We start from the raw sequence: 16,210 nt of genomic DNA, 5'->3' as shown, positions 1-16,210 counted from the left end.
CGCTGCCCCGGTGCCGTCGGCGCCCTCCCGACAAGGACGTACGGATGTACTTCACCGACCGTGGCATCGAGGAACTCGTCGAGCGCCGGGCCGACGAGCAGGTCAGCATCGAGTGGCTCGCCGAGCGCCTGCGCGACTTCGTCGACCTGAACCCCGAGTTCGAGACGCCCATCGAACGCTTCGCCACCTACCTGGCCCGGCTCGACGACGAGGACGACGAGTAATCCGGGACCAACCCGTCCGGCCCGGGTGGGTGGGCCGGAGGTCCCGGGCGCGGGAGCGCGTGATCTTCTAGGGTGAGGGCGTGGCCCGCAGCGTCTACCTGACCAGCGTGGGGTCCGGCGGGGGGAAGTCGACCATCGCCCTCGGCCTCGCGGAACTCCTCTCCCGACAGGTCGAGCGGATCGGCGCGTTCCGGCCGCTGGTCGCCGACACCGGCGCCGACCCGATCCTCGCCCTGCTGATCGACCGCTACCGGGTGGACCTGCCGCAGCATGAGCTGACCGGGGCCACCTACGCCGAGGCGAGCGCCCTGGTCGCCGACGGCCGCCGGGAGGAACTGATCTCCCGGATCGTCGAGCGCTACCGCGACGTCGAGCGGCGCTGCCCGGCCGTGGTCGTGGTGGGCAGCGACTTCGCCGACGGCGGCGACGGCGCGGGCCCCCGCGAGCTGGCCTTCAACGCCCGGCTGGCCACCGAGTTCGGCAGCGTGGTGGTGCCGGTGATCGACGGCTTCGGGCAGGAGCCGGAGGCGATCGCGGCGGCGGCGCGTGGGGCGTACCACGATCTGGAGGACCTGGGCGCGACGGTGCTGGCGGTGATCGCCAACCGGGTGCCCCGGCCGATGACCCTGCCGGAGCTGCCCGTCCCCGCGTACGCCATCCCGGAGGTGCCGACCGTGTCGGCGCCGACGGTGGCCGAGGTGGCGGCGGCGCTCGGCGCCACCCTGCTCGCCGGGGACGACGCCGCGCTCGACCGCGACGTGCTGGACTACGTGGTCGGCGCCGCGCACGTGCCCACCCTGCTCGACCACCTCACCGAGGGGGCGCTGGTGATCACCCCGGGCGACCGGGCGGACCTGCTGGTCGCCGCCAGCGCCGCGCACGTCGCCGGGCAGGTCTCGGTGGCCGGGCTGGTGCTCACCCTCGGCGAGCAGCCCGATCCCCGGGCGATGCGGCTGGTCGAGGGGCTCAACACCGGGCTGGCGGTGCTGTCGGTAACCAGCGACAGCTACGACACGGTGGCCGCGTCCAGCCGGATCGAGGGGCGCCCGAGCCCGGCCAACCCACGCAAGGTGGAGGCGGCGCTCGGCGCGTTCGAGGGCAACGTGGACACCGTCGACCTGGCCCGCCGGCTGCGGGTCAGCCGGTCCGAGCGGGTCACCCCGCTGATGTTCGAGTACGACCTGATCGACCGGGCCCGGGCCACCCGCCGCCGGCTGGTGCTGCCCGAGGGAGCCGAGGAGCGCATCCTGCGGGCGGCGGAGGTGCTGCTCCGGCGGGGCGTGGCCGACCTGACCCTGCTCGGCCGCCCGGACGACGTCACCCGCCGCACCCGGGAGCTGGGCATCGACGTCGCCGGCGCCGACGTCGTGGACCCGGTCACCAGCGGGTGGCGCGACGAGTTCGCCGTCGAGTACGCGCGGCTGCGCGCCCACCGCGGCGTCACGGTCGAGCTGGCGCACGACATCGTGGCGCAGCCCAACTACTTCGGGACGATGATGGTGGCCACCGGGCACGCCGACGGCATGGTCTCCGGGGCCACCCACACCACGGCGGCGACCATCCGCCCGGCGTTCGAGATCATCCGGACGGTGCCCGGGGTCTCGGTGGCCTCCAGCGTCTTCTTCATGCTGCTCGCCGACCGGGTGCTGGTCTACGGCGACTGCGCGGTCAACCCCGACCCGGACGCCGCCCAGCTCGCCGACATCGCCATGTCGTCGGCGGACACCGCCGCCCGGTTCGGCATCGAGCCCCGGGTGGCGATGCTGTCGTACTCCACCGGCGACTCGGGGGCCGGCGCGGACGTGGAGAAGGTCGCGGCGGCCACCAAGCTGGTCCGCGAGCGCCGCCCGGAGCTGCTGGTCGAGGGCCCGATCCAGTACGACGCGGCGATCGATCCGCAGGTCGCGGCGACGAAGCTGCCGCAGAGTACGGTGGCCGGCCGGGCGACGGTCTTCATCTTCCCGGACCTGAACACCGGCAACAACACGTACAAGGCGGTGCAGCGCTCGGCGGGCGCGGTCGCGGTCGGCCCGGTGATGCAGGGCCTGCGCCGGCCGGTCAACGACCTGTCCCGGGGCGCGACGGTCGCCGACATCGTCAACACCGTGGCGATCACCGCCATCCAGGCCGCCGCGGAGGCGTCATGACCGATCGGGTGCTCGTCCTCAACTGCGGTTCCTCGTCGGTCAAGTACCGGCTCTACGACGGCGAGACGGTCCGGGACTCCGGCACCGTGGAGCGGGTCGGCGAGCCGGGGGGCGGGCCGGCCGACCACGTGACCGCCGTCCGGCAGATCCTGGACCGGCTCGACCTGGACGGGCTGGGCGCGGTCGGGCACCGGGTGGTGCACGGCGGCCGGCGGTTCAGCGAACCGGTGCTGATCGACGACGCGGTCCTCACCGCGATCCGGGAGCTGGTGCCGCTCGCGCCGCTGCACAACCCGGCCAACCTGGCCGGCATCGAGGTGGCCCGGGAGGCGCTGCCTGACGTGCCGCAGGTCGCCGTCTTCGACACCGCCTTCCACCATTCGCTGCCCGAGGCCGCCGCCACCTACGCCATCGACCGGGACATCGCCGAGCGCTACGGCGTCCGCCGGTACGGCTTCCACGGCACCTCGCACGCGTACGTCTCGCGGCGCACGGCCGAGCTGCTCGGCCGGCCGTACGAGGCGCTGCACACGATCACCCTGCACCTGGGCAACGGGGCCAGCGCCTGCGCGGTCTCCGGGGGACGCAGCGTGGCCACCTCGATGGGCATGTCGCCGCTGGAGGGCCTGGTGATGGGCACCCGCAGCGGTGACCTGGACCCGACGGTCATCTTCCACCTGCGCCGGGAGGGCGGGCTGGGGGTGGACGAGATCGACGACCTGCTCAACCACCGCAGCGGGCTGCTCGGCCTGACCGGCGCGAACGACATGCGCGAGGTGCTCCACCGGCGGGCCGCCGGGGACCCGGCCGCCGCGCTGGCCTTCGACGTCTACTGCCGCCGGATCACCGGGTACGTCGGGGCGTACTACGCGCTGCTCGGCCGGGTCGACGCGGTCACCTTCACCGCCGGCGTGGGAGAGCACTCCGCCGAGGTCCGGGCCGCGGCGCTGGCCGGGCTGGAGCGGCTGGGCATCGCCGTGGACCCGGCGCGCAACGCCGACGCCGGCGACCGGGTGATCTCGCCCGACGGCGCCGAGGTCAGCGTCAGCGTGATCGGCACCGACGAGGAGCGGGAGATCGCCCGGGAGGCCCGCGCGGTGGCGGCGACCGCCGGCTGAGCGGGACCGGGCCGGCTCCGGCTCAGCCCAGGGCCAGCCAGGCGGCGACGGCGACCAGCAGCACCGCGACCGCGGCCGCGCCGGCGATCAGCGGCAGGCGGGACGCCACCTCGACGGGCGCGGCGGGCTCCGAGTGGGCGAAGGCGCGGAACTGCTCGGTGTTGCCGCTGGGGTCAACGTACTCGTCAGACATGCCGGAGACCCTAGCGAAACCGCGCACCCCGCACGATCCCGCCGAACCCAGGGTGACGCTTGCGATCCGAGCGGTGGACGGAAACCGGCCGGGCGGCGGGCGGCACCCGGTCCGGACGGTGGGGCCGGGGTGGGCCGCCGGCCCCCTACCGTGCAGGGATGGGAGTGCCGCGGCCGGTCGTCGCGCTGATCACGGCGCTGCTGGCGGGCTGCGCACCGGCCACCGCCGCGGTCGGTGGGCCGCCGCCGGCCGGGCACGCGCCGGACCGGCTCCACCCGGTCGCGGTACGCACCCTCACGATCGACCCGGCGGGGCCCCGGCCGCTGCCGGTGACGCTCTGGTACCCGGCCGAGGATGGCCGGGTCGCCCCGGGGCGGTTCCCGGTGGTGATCTACAGCCACGGCCTGTGGAGCCTGCCCGAGCTGCACGCCGGGCTCACCACCCGCTGGGCGGCGGCGGGTTTCGTGGTGGCCGCGCCGACGTACCCGCACACCAACCTGCGGGCCCGGACGTTCACCCGCGCCGACGTGCGGAACCAGCCGGCGGACGGTTGGCGGCTGGTGCGGCACCTGGCCCAGCTCGACGCGGACCGGGCGGACCCGCTCGCCGGGCACCTGGACATCGGCCGGGTCGCCGCCGCCGGCCACTCGGCGGGCGGCATCACCACCGCCGGCATGTTCACCTCGGGACACTCGGCCCGGCTCCGCGCCGGAATCGTGATCGCCGGCGGCGGGCTGGCCGGCAGCTTCGCCGGGCCGTCCGCTCCCCTGCTCTTCGTACACGGCACCGCCGACCCGGTGGTGCCGCTGGGCGTCGGTCGGGCCGCGTACGACCGGGCCGGCGCGCCGGCGGCCTTCCTGAGCGTGCTCGGGCAGGGGCACGGCGAGTACCTGACCCCGGGCCGCCCCGGCTTCGACCAGGTGCTCGCCACCACCACGGACTTCCTCCGCTGGACGCTCTACGACGACCGGGAGGCCGCCCGACGCCTGCCGGCCGACGCCCTCCGGCCCGGCGTCACCGCCCTCGACGACCGCCTGCGTCCCTGAGCGCGGGCGCTTGGCGGCCCGGCCACCGGCCACCGGCGGTCCGGCGCAGGTCACACTACGTCCAACAGTGGCCGGACACCCCGGTGACCGGGGCACAATCGGATTCATGTCCCGTCGCCCCACCCCGGTCCTGCTCGCCACCGCACTGCTCTCCGTCGGCCTCGCCGGCTGCTCGGCGGCTCCCGCCCCGACCGCCCGGCCGGCCGCCCCGCCGCAGCCGCCGAAGGCCACCACCCCGGCGCCGCGGGTCCCCGCCGGCACCGCGCCGGCGCAGGCCTTCGCCGTCGGCGTACGCCAGGTGAAGCTGAACCGGGACGGTGACCGCCCGCTGCCGGTGACCCTCTGGTACCCAGCCCGGGGCGAGACCGGTGGCGTGCCGGAGCGGGGTGCGGACGTGGCGGACGGGCGGTTCCCGGTGGTGATGTTCAGCCACGGCCTGAACGGCCGGCCGGACGACTACGCGGAGCTGCTCACCCGCTGGGCGGGGGCCGGGTTCGTGGTGGCCGCGCCGACCTTCCCGCACACCAGCCGGGGCGCCGACGGCAACGTGCTCGACGTGCTCAACCAGCCCGCCGACGTCTCGTACGCGCTGGACAAGGTGCTCGCGCTGGACGGCAAGGCCGGTGACCCGCTGCGCGGCCGGCTGGCCACCGACCGGGTGGCCGCGGCCGGGCACTCGGCCGGCGGGGTGACCACCATCGGCCTCTTCACCGCCGGCCGGGATGAGCGCCTCGACGCCGGGGTGGTCTTCGCCGGGACCGCGCTCGGGGTCGGCACCGCCTTCGCCGGGGCCGCCGCGCCGCAGCTCTTCGTGCACGGCGAGGCCGACGAGGTGGTCGACTACGCCGCCGGCAAGGCGGTGTACGACGCGGTCCCCTGGCCGAAGGCGATGCTGAGCCTGCCGAAGGGCGACCACGGCCGGGCCCTGCTCAGCGACGGCGCGGCGCTGCGGGTGGTCGCCGACACCACGCTGGAGTTCCTCCGCTGGACCCTCTACGGCGACGCGGCGGCCCGGGACCGCCTCCCCGCCGACGCCGCCCGCGGCAACCTGGCAACCCTCGACGACCACCTCTGACCCCCGCCCGCCAGCCGGCGGCCGGCGGCCGGCGGCCGGCGAGGCACTTTCACGGAAAGAGTGGCCATCCGACGTGGAATGGCCACTCTTTCTCGGAAAGCGCAGGGGTCTTGAGGGGTCAGGCGGTGTGGTCGATGACGACCTTGCCGAAGACGTCGCCGGAGTGCAGGCGGGCGAAGGCGTCCTCGACCTTGCTGAACGGCACCACGCTGTCCACCACCGGGCGCACCTCGTGCTCGGCGCAGAAGGTCAGCAGGTCGGTCAGCTCGTCCGGGGTACCCATGGAGGTGCCGAGGATCTCCAGCTGCATGGCGAAGACCCGGCGCAGGTTGATCTTCGGCTCGTGCCCGGCGGTCGCCCCGGAGACCACGATCCGGGCCAGCGGGGCGGCGGACTTCAGCGAGTGGTCGAAGGTGGCCGCGCCGACCGTCTCGATCACCACGTCGACCCGCTCGGGCAGGCGGGCGCCGGGTTCCAGCGCGGTCGCCCCGAGGGCGGCGATCCGCTCCCGCTTGCCGGCGTCCCGGCTGGTCGCGTACACCCGCTTGCCGTGCCCCACGGCGAGCGCGACGGCCGCGGTGGCCACGCCGCCGCCCGCGCCCTGGACCAGCACCGACTCGGCGTCGTCGATCCGGCCCTTGGTGGTCAGCATTCGCCACGCGGTCAGCCAGGCCGTCGGCAGGCAGGCCGCGGCGGTCGCCGACAGACCAGTCGGCAGCGGGATCAGGTTCACCCGGGGTACGGCCACCCGCTCGGCGAGGGTGCCGGCGAAGTGCTCGGAGAGGATGGAGACGCCACGCGGGTCACCGGGGGTGGGCACCACCGGGTAGATCACCACCTCGTTGCCGTCCGGGTCGGTGCCGACCGCGTCACAGCCCAGGATCATCGGCAGCTGGTCGGGGGTCAGGCCGACCCCGCGCAGGGACCACAGGTCGTGGTGGTTGAGCGAGCTGGCCCGCACCTGCACGGTCACCCAGTCTTCCTCCGGGTGGGTCGGCTCGGGACGCTCGCCGACGGTCAACGCGGCGAGCGGATTGTCGGTGTCGAAGCTCGAGGCATAGGCGGCACGCATGGTCGGCACCGTAACAAGGAGAACCACCCCGACACAGGACCTACCCCACAACCCCGCCCTCCCCGGTCACCACCCCGCGCACATTCAGAGAAAGAGTGGCCTCCCGGCGTCGGAAGGCCACTCTTTCTCTGAAACTGCGTGTCCCGGTGGGCGGAGCCGGTCAGGCGCGGGTGACGCCGTCGCGGCGGGCCGCCTCGGCAACCGCCGCCGCCACCGCGGGAGCCACCCGGGGGTCGAGTGGGGAGGGCACGATCGCGTCGGCGGTGAGCGACTCGGCCACCACCCCGGCGATCGCGTCCGCCGCGGCCACCTTCATCCCGTCGGTGATCCGGGTGGCCCGGGCGTCCAGCGCACCCCGGAACACGCCGGGGAACGCCAACACGTTGTTGATCTGGTTGGGGTAGTCGCTGCGGCCGGTCGCCACCACCGCGACGTGCCGGGCGGCCACCTCGGGGTGCACCTCGGGGGTGGGGTTGGCCAGCGCGAAGACGATGCCGCCGGGCGCCATGCCGGCGATCGCCGCCTCGGGGATCTGCCCGCCGGAGACGCCGACCAGCACGTCCGCGCCGCGCAGCGCCTCGGTGATGTCACCCTGGCGGCCCTCGGCGTTGGTGGTCTCCGCCAACTCGGCCTTGGTGCCGGTCAGCCCGTCGCGGTGCCGGCCGATGATGCCCTTGGAGTCGCAGACCACCACCTGGTCCGGGTTCACGCCGCCGGCGACCAGCATCTTCGTCACCGCCACCCCGGCCGCGCCGGCGCCGCTGACCGCCACCCGCAGGTCGCCGAGCTTGCGGTTGAGCAGCGCCGCCGCGTTGCGCAGCGCGGCCAGCACGACGATCGCGGTGCCGTGCTGGTCGTCGTGGAAGACCGGGATGGCCAGCGCCTCGTCCAGCCGGCGCTCCACCTCGAAGCAGCGGGGGGCGCTGATGTCCTCCAGGTTGATCCCGCCGAAGGAGGGGGCGAGCGCCTTCACCGTCGCCACGATCTCGTCCACGTCCTGGGTGTCCAGACAGATCGGTACCGCGTCCACGCCGGCGAACTGCTTGAACAGCACCGCCTTGCCCTCCATCACCGGCAGCGCGGCGCGCGGGCCGATGTTGCCGAGGCCGAGTACGGCCGAGCCGTCGGTGACGACCGCGACGGTGTGCGACACCCACGTGTAGTCGTCGGCCAGGGCCGGGTCGGCGGCGATCGCCTCGCAGACCCGGGCGACGCCCGGGGTGTAGGCGAGGGAGAGGTCCTCCCGGCTGGTCAGCGGGACCGTCGAGGTGACGGCCATCTTGCCGCCGAGGTGCAACCGGAAGACGGGATCAGCGGGATCCACGGTGGACGCAGACATGGTGACTCCAGGATCTGTCGAGCAGACGGAGCGGCCGGCGCGGGCGCGAGGTGAGGCGCCTGGTGGCGGCACGCGGTGCGGGGGGTCACCCGGGCACTTTCCGAGCATAGTCACGCCAGGGGCGCGCCGATGTGAGCAGGGTCATAACGGGTGGCGTGGCACCCGGCCCGGGCGGGGCCAGTAGCGGCACACCACCCGCCCGAGCACGTCGGCCACCCCGTACGCCCGGGAGTCGTCGGCGACGAGTTCGTTGTCGCCGCGTACCCACCAGCCGCCGTCCTGCCGACGGACCGCGCGCTTGACCACCAGCAGCTCCGGCCGGGTCCGGAAGACCGCGACCACGACGTCGCCCGCCCGGACCGGCCGGCCGCCCCGCCGGACCAGTACGGCGTCCCCGTGCCGCAGCGTGGGCGCCATGGACGGGCCGGTCACGCCGACGGCCGTGAGCCACCGGCGCAGCCGCGCCGGCCGGTCTGCACCGTCGACCGTCACCAGGTTTCCCCTCCACCCCTGCCGGGGACGTCCCCAGGAGTAATGTCGGCTTGGATCATCGCAAACATCCCGTGGAGGACCCAGATGCGACTTCCCCGCATCCTTACGCCCCGTCTGACCGCCAGCGCCCACTGCGACCTGCCGTGCGGCGTCTACGACCCGGCGCAGGCCCGGATCGAGGCCGAGTCGGTCAAAATGATCTGCGAGAAGTACCAGGCGAACACCGACCCGGAGTTCCGCACCCGGGCCATCATCATCAAGGAGCAGCGCGCCGAGCTGGTCAAGCACCACCTCTGGGTGCTGTGGACCGACTACTTCAAGCCGGCCCACTTTGAGAAGTACCCGCACCTGCACCAGCTCTTCAACGAGGCCACCAAGATGGCCGGTGCGGCCGGCGCCAAGGGCGCGACCGACCCGAGCAAGGCCGACGAGCTGCTGCAGAAGATCGACGAGATCTCGAAGATCTTCTGGGAGACCAAGAAGGCGTGACGCCGGCCTCCCCGGCACCGACGATCCGGCCGGCGCGTCCCGCGGACGTGCCGGCCGTCGTCGCGATGGTGCACGAACTCGCCGACTACGAGCGCGCCGCCGACCAGTGTCGGCTCACCCCGGAACAGCTCACCGCCGCCCTCTTCGCGACTGCTCCAGGTCGCGGCGCGGCGTCAGACGCGCCGAGCTGGAGTAGTCGTAGCCCCGCACCGGCATTGTTCGGGCACGTCGCGGTGGACGACCGGGACGAGCCGGTCGGGTTCGCGCTCTGGTTCCTCAACTTCTCCACCTGGGCCGGCGTGCACGGCGTCTACCTGGAGGACCTGTACGTCCGCCCCGAGCACCGGGGCACCGGCGCCGGCCGGCTGCTGCTCGCCACGCTCGCCGCGATCTGTGTGGAGCGGGGCTACGAGCGGCTGGAGTGGTGGATGATCAACTGGAATCCGGCGGCCCGCTTCTACGCCTCCATCGGCGCGGGGCAGCTCGACGAGTGGGTGCCGTACCGGCTCAGCGGGCCGGCGCTGCACGGGCTCGCCGCCCAGTCGACCTCGGCCCCCGCCCGGCCGGTCGTCTGAGGGGGTAGAGTCCCCGACCGGGGGGATGAGGCGTGACTCAACTGACCGGCCAGCCGACGACCGACGACGACGTCGTGCACCTCACGGTGCCCGCCGACGGCGGCTATCTCGGCGTGCTGCGCACCGCCACGGCGGGACTCGCGGCCCGCCTCCAGTTCGCCCTCGACGAGATCGAGGATCTGCGCATCGCGGTCGACGAGGCCTGCGCCATGCTGCTCGCCATCGCCACCCGCGACGCCGAGCTGGAGTGCCGCTTCACGGTCACCGAGGACGCGCTCACCGTCGAGGTGACCGTGCCGACCGTGCGGGGCGCCACGCTGCCGTCGGAGTCCTCGTTCGCCTGGAAGGTGCTCACCGCGTTGACCACCGCCGCCTTCGCGGACGCGGCCGACGGCCGGGCCACCATCTCGCTGCTGACCCGCCGCTCCTCCGGCTACTGAGCCGCCGGGCGGCGCCGGCCACCCGCCGAGTCGCCCGCGGCGGTCACTGAAAGCCCAGGGCGCGCGTCGTGGGCCGGCTGACCAGCAGCCCGCAGACACCGACCCCGAGAACCATCAGCGGTACGCCGAGCCACCCCAGCCCGCCGGAGATCATGAACCAGCCGACCGGCAGCAGCATCAGCTGAAGCACCATCGCCGGCGCCCGGGCACCGGCCCGGCGACGGGCCAGCGCCGCGCCGAGAGCCCAGAGGGCGGCGGCGCCGGCGAACGCGAACCCGGTCACGAAGAGTGCCGACACCAGATCGACCTTGGTAGCGGTCAGGTCGGCCCAGATCAGCCAGGCGGCCAGCAGCGCCAGCGCGACCGCCTCGCCGCGCAGCAGCCGTACCGCCCAGCGCAGCGTGTCGGGCACCGGGCCGGAGTCGATGGTCACGCGCGCCACGATACCCGTGACGGATCGGGGTACAGTGCCGCCCATGCGGGCCGTCCTGGTGGTCAATCCGAAGGCCACCACCACCAGCGAGCGCAGCCGGGACGTCCTGGTCCGGGCCCTGCGCAGCGAAGTAGACCTGTCGGTGCGGTACACCCGGCGACGGGGTCACGCGATGGACATCGCCCGGGAGGCGGTCGCCGAAGGGGTCGACGTCGTCGTCACGCTGGGTGGCGACGGGACGGTCAACGAGGTGGTGAACGGCCTGATGGCGGCCGCGCCGCCGGCCACCCGCCGCGGCGCCACGCCCGCCGAGCGACTGCCGGCGCTGGCCACCGTGCCGGGCGGTTCGACCAACGTCTTCGCCCGCGCCCTTGGGCTGCCCCGGGAGTGGCCGGAGGGCACCAGCATGATCCTCGAAGGGCTGCGGCTGGGCCGCTCGCGCACGATCGGGCTGGGCCGGGCGGACGACCGCTACTTCACCTTCTGCGCCGGCTTCGGGGTGGACGCGGCGGTGATCCACCGGGTGGAACAGGCCCGCAAGCGCGGTCGCGTCTCCACCCCGGCGCTCTACTTCCGCTCCACGCTCAGCCAGTACTTCCTGGACTCCGACCGGCGACACCCGGCGATCACCTTGGAGCGCCCCGGTGAGGCGGCCGAGGCCGAGCTGGCGACGGTGATAATCCAGAACTGCGCCCCGTGGACGTACCTGGGCGAGCGGGAGATCAATCCAAATCCGGAGGCCTCGTTCGACCTGGGGCTGGACGTGATGGCGCTGCGTCAGCTCCGGGTGGCCAGCTCCACACGCACCGTGACGCAGTTCCTGTCCCGGCACCCCGATCCGCGCGGCAAGCAGGTGCTCCGGCTGCACGACGTGCCCGAGTTCACGCTGATCAGCGTTCGCCCGCAGGCGTTCCAGCTCGACGGCGACTACCTAGGCGAACGGGAGAAAGTCAGATTCACATCCGTTCCCGACGCACTGAGAGTAATCTGCTAGGTCTCGGGTAACGCCCTAGGTCGACGGTCGTTACACCGCACGACGCGGTGGCCGCCACAACGAGGGGTGGTGCCGGAAATGTCAGCAATGTCACGCGCACTGTACTATATTGATCCTCGACTGTGGTACGCCGGGTAACCAGGGACGCCTGAAATCCGGACAAAAGGGTCGTGAGCTTGCTCACCGTGCGGAGTTTTTCCTCGCGGCACCCTTGACATCGACACCGTTCGTGAAAGTATTCACAAGCGAACTTGAGTTACCGGGACATTGCCTGGATATGCTCGGCAGGTTGAGCTGTTCCAGCAGGTCCCGGGACTGCACAAGCCTGCTCACGCACTGCCGAATAGTCGGACGCGAACCGTCACGACCGGCACTGCGGACGCATATAAGAAAAGCACCAGCGTTATCTGCCACCCATCCAGAATGAGGAGTGTTGCCGCCATGGACTGGCGCCACGATGCCGTCTGCCGCGACGAGGACCCGGAGCTGTTCTTCCCGATCGGGACGTCCGGTCCGGCCCTCCTGCAGGTGGAGCAGGCCAAGGCCGTCTGCCGGCGCTGCCCGGTGACCGACCACTGCCTCCAGTGGGCGCTGGAGTCCGGTCAGGACGCCGGCGTCTGGGGCGGGATGAGCGAAGAGGAGCGCCGCGCGGTGAAGCGCCGCGGCGGCATCCGGGTGCTGCGCGCTCACTCCGCCTGACCGATCACACAGCCGTACGCCCCGGCCGGGTTCCACCGGTCGGGGCGTTCTGCTGTCCGGACGCCGCACGGCTGCCCCGGTACCCGGACGGCGCCCGGTCCGATCATCGACGGGCCGGTGAACCCGATCACCACCGCTGCACCGCATCGACCCGCCGCAGCACCAGCTCGGCCAGCTCGGGCGCGTCGGTCAGCGGCCCGCTGACCGCCACCGCGCCGGCCCGGCCGGCCGCCGTCACCACCCCGTCGTGGAAGAGCCCCGGCGCCAGGAAGTACGCCGCCACGGCCACCCGCCGGGCGCCGGCGGCGCGCAGCCGGGCCACCGCCACGTCGGTCGTCGGCGGCGCCGCCGAGGCGTACGAGACGGTGCAGGGGACCCGCAGTTCGGCGGCGAGCGCCGCGGCGACCCGACCCACCGAGCCGCGCGCCCGGGCGTCCCGGGTGCCCGCCGCCGCCAGCACCAGGGCGTCGAAGCCGTCCGGCTCCGCCTCCGCCAACCGCCGCCGCAGCCCGGCCAGCAGCCGGGCGTCGACCGTGCCGTCGGCGGGGCCGAGCACGTCGGTGACGCGTACCGCCAGCTCCGGCGCCGTGTCGCGGGCCGCCATGACCGCCGCCGGGATGTCCACCCGCCGGTGGTAGGCGGCGGTGAGCAGCAGCGGCACCAGCACCGCCCGGGTGTGCCCCGCCACGGCCAGCCCGCGCAGCACCGCCGTCGGGTCCGGTGCGGTGTGGTCCAGCCAGCTCGGCAGGACGGCCGTGCCGGGCCGGACCGCCTCCACCGCCCGGGCCAGCGCCCGGGTCGCCTCCGCCGCCCGGGGATCCCGGCTGCCGTGCGCCACCAGCACCACCGGCGGGCTGCCGCCGCCCGGCGCCGGGCAGGGCCTGATCCCCCACGCCGACCCCGAATGGTCGTCGACCGGCACGGCCGGTCCGCCGGCCCCCGGCGCGGTCTGCCCCGCGCCGGGAACCGGCCCGGTCAGACGTGCAGGCCGCACTCGGTCTTCTCGAACATGGCCCAACGGCCGGCCCGCGGGTCCTCGCCCGCCTTGGTGCGTCGCGTGCACGGCCAGCAGCCGATCGAGCCGTAGCCGCGGCTGAACAGCTCGTTGACCGGGATGTCGTACCGGGAGATGTAGGAGTCCACGTCGGCCTGGGTCCAGGCCGCGATCGGGTTGACCTTCACCTTGCCGCGCCGGGCGTCGAAGGTCACCACCGGCGTGTTGGCCCTGGTGGGCGACTCGTCCCGACGCAGCCCGGCGGCCCAGGCGTCGTACCCGGCCAGGGCCCGCTCCAGCGGCTCCACCTTGCGCAGCTGGCAGCAGTCGTCGGGCGAGCGGTTGAACAGCCGGGGGCCGTACTCGCCGTCCTGCTGGCCCACGGTGAGCCGGGGGCGGATCGAGCGGACGTTGACCGGCAACCGGCGGGCCACCTCGTCGCGCACCTTCAGCGTCTCCGGGAAGTGCAGCCCGGTGTCGAGGAAGACCACGTCCACGCCGGGGGCGACCCGGGACACCAGGTGCGCCAGCACTCCGTCGGCCATCGAGCTGGTCACGCAGAACCGGTCGCCGAAGGTCTCGGCGGCCCAGCGGGCGATCTCCAGCGCCGGGGCGCCCTCCAGCTCCCGGCCGGCCCGCTCGGCCAGCGCGCGCAGCTCCTCCGGATCACGCCGGGCCGGTTCGGCCGGCTTCGGGCCGCCGACGCCGACCAGGCCCAGGTTCGCGGCGGACACCAGGTTCATCGGGCCACCACCTTGGCGAGCAGGCCGGTGAACCGCACCGTGAAGACGCGGGCGCAGGCGTGGCACTCCCAGGCGCCGTGCCCGGCCTCGTTCGGCCGCAGGTCCTCCTCGCCGCAGTACGGGCAGTACAGCGGCGCGGAACGGGTTTCGCTACTCATCGGAGCTCCTCCTCGTCGACCCTGATCACCCAGTTGGCGAACGTCTCGCCCTCGCTCCGGCCGGCCAGGTAGCGGCGGGCCAGTCGTTCCACGTACTCCGGAAGCTCCTCGGCGGTGGTCTTCAGGCCGCGCAGCTTGCGCCCGAAGCCGGCGGTCTGCCCCTGGGCCATGCCCAGCCCGCCGCCGAGGTGCACCTGGAAGCCCTCCACCTGCCGGCCGTCCGGGCCCACCACCAGCTGCCCCTTGAGGCCGATGTCGGCGACCTGGGTGCGGGCGCAGGCGTTCGGGCAGCCGTTGAGGTGGATGGAGATGTCGGCGTCGAAGTCGCGCAGCCGCTCCTCCAGCCGGGCCACCAGCTCCTCGCCGCGCCGCTTGGTCTCGACGATGGCCAGCTTGCAGAACTCGATGCCGGTGCAGGCCATGGTGCCGCGCCGCCAGGCCGACGGCCGGGCCTCCAGGCCGATCCCGCGCAGCGCGTCGACCAGGGACTCCGTCCGCTCCGGCGGCACGTCGAGCACCAGCAGCTTCTGGTACGGGGTGAGCCGTACCCGGTCGCTGCCGTGCGCCTCGACCGCGTCGGCCAGTTGGGCGAGCTGACTGCCGGAGACCCGCCCGACCACCGGGGCGGCCCCGACGTAGTTGCGGCCGTCGCGCTGGCGGTGCACGCCGATGTGGTCGACCGGCCTGTCGGGCAGCTGCGGGGCCGGGCCGTCGAGCAGGGTCCGGCCCAGGTACTCCTTCTCCAGCACCTCGCGGAACTTCTCCAGGCCCCAGTCCGCCACCAGGAACTTCAGCCGGGCCCGGTTGCGCAGCCGGCGGTACCCGTAGTCGCGGAAGATGCCGACCACCCCGGCCCACACGTCCGGCACCTCGTTCAGCGGCACCCAGACGCCCAGCCGCTTGGCCAGCATCGGGTTGGTGGAGAGGCCGCCGCCGACCCAGACGTCGAAGCCGGGGCCGTGCTCCGGGTGGTCGACCCCGAGGAAGGCGACGTCGTTCGCCTCGTACGGGGTGTCGACCAGCCAGGAGATCGTCGTCTTGAACTTGCGCGGCAGGTTCGAGTACGCCTTGTCGCCGACGTACCGGCGGACGATCTCGTCGATCGCCGGGGTCGGGTCGAGCACCTCGTCGCGGGCCACCCCGGCGACCGGGCTGCCGAGCACGATGCGCGGGCAGTCGCCGCACGCCTCGGTGGTCTGCAGGCCGACGGACTCCAGCCGGCGCCAGATCTCCGGCATGTCCTCGACCCGGATCCAGTGGTACTGGATGTTCTGTCGGTCGGTGATGTCGGCGGTGTCCCGGGCGAACTCGCGGGAGATGTCGGCGATCACCCGGAGCTGAGCCAGGTTGAGCTGGCCGCCGTCGACCCGCACCCGGAGCATGAAGAACTCGTCCTCGAGCTCGTGCGGCTCCAGCACGGCGGTGCGCCCGCCGTCGATGCCGGCCTTGCGCTGGGTGTACAGGCCCCACCAGCGGAACCGGCCGCGCAGGTCCTGCGGGTCGATGGCGGCGAAGCCGCGGTGGGCGTAGATGTTCTCGATCCGGGCCCGGACGTTCAGCGGGTCGTCGTCCTTCTTGATCCGCTCGTTGGCGTTGAGCGGCTCGCGGTGGCCGAGCGCCCACTGCCCCTCGCCGCGCGGACGACGGGCTGCCCGGGCGGCGGGCGCCGCCGGGGTCTCCGGGCGGGCCGGGGTGCTGCTGACCGCCATCGCGGCGTCCTCCGTTGTCTGCTGTGCCTCAGTGGGATACGCGGGCGCGGCGGCCGACCCGTGGGACGGGCCGAGGACAACGGTGTCGGAACGGCCGGCGCGCAGTACGCGCCCGAGACGGATGGGTCGGGCGTCGTCAGTAGGCCGGACAGATCGCGCTGCGCACGCGGCCGTAGTCGACGTGGCGGCGGGCCACGAAGCGGCGGACGACAGCGGCGGTCATGCGGCCATGCTGCCACACCCCCGGGTGGCCGGCCAACGAGCGCGTGC

19 protein-coding genes are annotated in these 16,210 nt (G+C 73.8%); 10 read left to right on the top strand and 9 right to left on the bottom strand.

The genetic code is table 11. The features are described 5' to 3' along the window. The first annotated feature begins 44 nt into the window (after positions 1–44). From GA0074696_RS07975 to GA0074696_RS07965, 3 genes are all read left to right on the top strand, one after another. Positions 45–224, top strand: a complete 180-nt coding sequence (locus GA0074696_RS07975) for a DUF6104 family protein (RefSeq protein ID WP_088960493.1) — start codon at positions 45–47, stop codon at positions 222–224. A gap of 80 nt (positions 225–304) precedes the next feature. Continuing rightward, complete coding sequence (gene pta, locus GA0074696_RS07970; protein WP_088960492.1) at positions 305–2,371, top strand: phosphate acetyltransferase; 2,067 nt, start codon at positions 305–307, stop codon at positions 2,369–2,371. Further along, positions 2,368–3,489 carry an acetate/propionate family kinase gene (locus tag GA0074696_RS07965; protein ID WP_088960491.1) on the top strand — a complete coding sequence of 374 codons (1,122 nt, stop codon included), beginning with the start codon at positions 2,368–2,370 and terminating at the stop codon, positions 3,487–3,489. The genes pta and GA0074696_RS07965 overlap by 4 nt, the downstream gene beginning before the upstream one ends. A gap of 22 nt (positions 3,490–3,511) precedes the next feature. On the opposite strand, the gene GA0074696_RS31140 is transcribed toward GA0074696_RS07965, so the two are convergent. Next, complete coding sequence (locus tag GA0074696_RS31140) at positions 3,512–3,682, bottom strand: hypothetical protein (protein ID WP_172894222.1); 171 nt, start codon at positions 3,680–3,682, stop codon at positions 3,512–3,514. 158 nt (positions 3,683–3,840) lie between these two features. Here GA0074696_RS31140 and GA0074696_RS07960 point away from each other — a divergent pair, with 158 nt between their 5' ends. Both GA0074696_RS07960 and GA0074696_RS07955 read left to right on the top strand, forming a co-directional pair. Then, positions 3,841–4,728 carry an alpha/beta hydrolase family protein gene (locus tag GA0074696_RS07960; protein ID WP_088960490.1) on the top strand — a complete coding sequence of 296 codons (888 nt, stop codon included), beginning with the start codon at positions 3,841–3,843 and terminating at the stop codon, positions 4,726–4,728. Between the two features lie 106 nt (positions 4,729–4,834). Further along, on the top strand, positions 4,835–5,803 hold the full coding sequence (locus GA0074696_RS07955) for an alpha/beta hydrolase family protein (protein WP_088960489.1): 969 nt from the start codon (positions 4,835–4,837) through the stop codon (positions 5,801–5,803). A 118-nt stretch (positions 5,804–5,921) separates the two neighbouring features. Here GA0074696_RS07955 and GA0074696_RS07950 read toward each other — a convergent pair whose 3' ends face one another. The 3 genes from GA0074696_RS07950 to GA0074696_RS07940 form a co-directional block, all read right to left on the bottom strand. After that, a complete protein-coding gene (locus GA0074696_RS07950; protein WP_172894220.1) occupies positions 5,922–6,884 on the bottom strand; it encodes a zinc-binding dehydrogenase in 963 nt (320 codons plus the stop codon). Between the two features lie 151 nt (positions 6,885–7,035). Next, complete coding sequence (locus GA0074696_RS07945; protein WP_088960487.1) at positions 7,036–8,214, bottom strand: NAD(P)-dependent malic enzyme; 1,179 nt, start codon at positions 8,212–8,214, stop codon at positions 7,036–7,038. Between the two features lie 141 nt (positions 8,215–8,355). Next, positions 8,356–8,706, bottom strand: coding sequence for a S26 family signal peptidase (locus GA0074696_RS07940; RefSeq protein ID WP_231925300.1), 351 nt, complete (start codon positions 8,704–8,706; stop codon positions 8,356–8,358). A gap of 84 nt (positions 8,707–8,790) precedes the next feature. On the opposite strand from GA0074696_RS07940, the gene sodN reads away from it, so the two are divergent. The 3 genes from sodN to GA0074696_RS07925 are packed head-to-tail and all read left to right on the top strand — an operon-like array spanning position 8,791 to position 10,210. Then, entirely contained in the window at positions 8,791–9,195 is a 405-nt protein-coding gene (gene sodN / locus GA0074696_RS07935; RefSeq protein ID WP_088960486.1) for a superoxide dismutase, Ni, read from the top strand. Beyond that, entirely contained in the window at positions 9,192–9,770 is a 579-nt protein-coding gene (locus GA0074696_RS07930; RefSeq protein ID WP_407940562.1) for a GNAT family N-acetyltransferase, read from the top strand. The genes sodN and GA0074696_RS07930 overlap by 4 nt, the downstream gene beginning before the upstream one ends. Positions 9,771–9,802: 32 nt before the next feature. Further along, the gene (locus tag GA0074696_RS07925) at positions 9,803–10,210 is read left to right on the top strand and encodes an ATP-binding protein (protein ID WP_088960485.1); all 408 of its coding nucleotides are present in this window, start codon (positions 9,803–9,805) and stop codon (positions 10,208–10,210) included. Between the two features lie 43 nt (positions 10,211–10,253). Here GA0074696_RS07925 and GA0074696_RS07920 read toward each other — a convergent pair whose 3' ends face one another. After that, entirely contained in the window at positions 10,254–10,643 is a 390-nt protein-coding gene (locus GA0074696_RS07920) for a hypothetical protein (RefSeq protein WP_088960484.1), read from the bottom strand. 43 nt (positions 10,644–10,686) lie between these two features. On the opposite strand from GA0074696_RS07920, the gene GA0074696_RS07915 reads away from it, so the two are divergent. Continuing rightward, a complete protein-coding gene (locus GA0074696_RS07915; protein ID WP_088960483.1) occupies positions 10,687–11,637 on the top strand; it encodes a diacylglycerol/lipid kinase family protein in 951 nt (316 codons plus the stop codon). 441 nt (positions 11,638–12,078) lie between these two features. Further along, positions 12,079–12,336 (top strand): WhiB family transcriptional regulator, encoded by a 258-nt coding sequence (locus GA0074696_RS07910; protein WP_088960482.1) that lies wholly within the window; start codon positions 12,079–12,081, stop codon positions 12,334–12,336. A 127-nt stretch (positions 12,337–12,463) separates the two neighbouring features. On the opposite strand, the gene GA0074696_RS07905 is transcribed toward GA0074696_RS07910, so the two are convergent. From GA0074696_RS07905 to GA0074696_RS07895, 4 genes are all read right to left on the bottom strand, one after another. Then, positions 12,464–13,222: a sirohydrochlorin chelatase gene (locus GA0074696_RS07905; RefSeq protein ID WP_088964425.1), complete on the bottom strand. Its 759-nt coding sequence runs from the start codon at positions 13,220–13,222 to the stop codon at positions 12,464–12,466. A gap of 89 nt (positions 13,223–13,311) precedes the next feature. Then, complete coding sequence (locus GA0074696_RS07900) at positions 13,312–14,073, bottom strand: phosphoadenylyl-sulfate reductase (RefSeq protein WP_088960481.1); 762 nt, start codon at positions 14,071–14,073, stop codon at positions 13,312–13,314. Then, positions 14,070–14,231, bottom strand: coding sequence for a hypothetical protein (locus GA0074696_RS31135; protein ID WP_170285433.1), 162 nt, complete (start codon positions 14,229–14,231; stop codon positions 14,070–14,072). The genes GA0074696_RS07900 and GA0074696_RS31135 overlap by 4 nt, the downstream gene beginning before the upstream one ends. Beyond that, positions 14,228–15,940 carry a nitrite/sulfite reductase gene (locus GA0074696_RS07895; RefSeq protein WP_088960480.1) on the bottom strand — a complete coding sequence of 571 codons (1,713 nt, stop codon included), beginning with the start codon at positions 15,938–15,940 and terminating at the stop codon, positions 14,228–14,230. Before GA0074696_RS07895 ends, GA0074696_RS31135 begins: the two co-directional genes overlap by 4 nt. Positions 15,941–16,210 lie beyond the last annotated feature (270 nt).

Source organism: Micromonospora purpureochromogenes (assembly GCF_900091515.1).
Classification (GTDB): Bacteria; Actinomycetota; Actinomycetes; order Mycobacteriales; family Micromonosporaceae; genus Micromonospora; species Micromonospora purpureochromogenes.
Note: the sequence above shows the minus strand (reverse complement) of the source record. Positions and strands in the feature narration are given on the sequence as shown.